1 protein-coding gene is annotated in these 564 nt (G+C 70.0%); it reads right to left on the bottom strand.

Translation table 11 applies throughout. The features are described from left to right. On the bottom strand, positions 1-538 hold a 538-nt coding region (locus tag FQ755_RS06015; RefSeq protein ID WP_260858350.1), incomplete at its 3' end, for a LacI family DNA-binding transcriptional regulator. Between the last annotated feature and the right edge of the window lie 26 nt (positions 539-564).

Genomic DNA, 564 nt, shown 5'->3' with positions numbered 1-564 from the left:
AGGTGAAGGTGCTGACGCAGGGAATGCGCCGCTGCTCGAGCAGCGGGTACAGCTCGGCATGATGTCCCTCGCCCACCACCACCACCGCGTCCACGCCGCGCTCCAGCATCTTGCGCACCTGCCGGTACTCGCGTTCGAGCTCGTATTCGGAGCAGGCCAGCAGCAACGTGTAGCCCTCGCCTTCGAGCTCGTCCTGCAGGGTCTGGATCGCGGTGGCGAAGTGCTCGTTGGAGAGCGTGGGCACCACCGCGCCGATCGTGCCGGTGCGCTGCGTGGCCAGGGCGCGCGCGGCCGCGTGCGGCACCCAGCCGAGATGCTTGATCGCCACCTCGATGCGCTCGCGCACGGCGGGCGAGACGATGCCCGGATTGTTGACGAAGCGCGAGACGGTGGCCTTCGAGACGCAGGCGAATTCGGCGACGTCCTTCAGCGTGGCGGCACCGGCGCGCGGCGCCGGTTCGGCGCCCGAGCCCGCGTCGGGTTTGCTGTTGCGCGCGGCCTTTGCCATGTCGATCGCCGGAATGAGAGGGGCGCCCATTATACCGGCCGCCCTCGCCGTTCCCG

It is taken from the genome of Paraburkholderia sp. BCC1885 (assembly GCF_900996235.1).
Taxonomy (GTDB): Bacteria; Pseudomonadota; Gammaproteobacteria; order Burkholderiales; family Burkholderiaceae; genus Paraburkholderia.
Note: the sequence above shows the minus strand (reverse complement) of the source record. Positions and strands in the feature narration are given on the sequence as shown.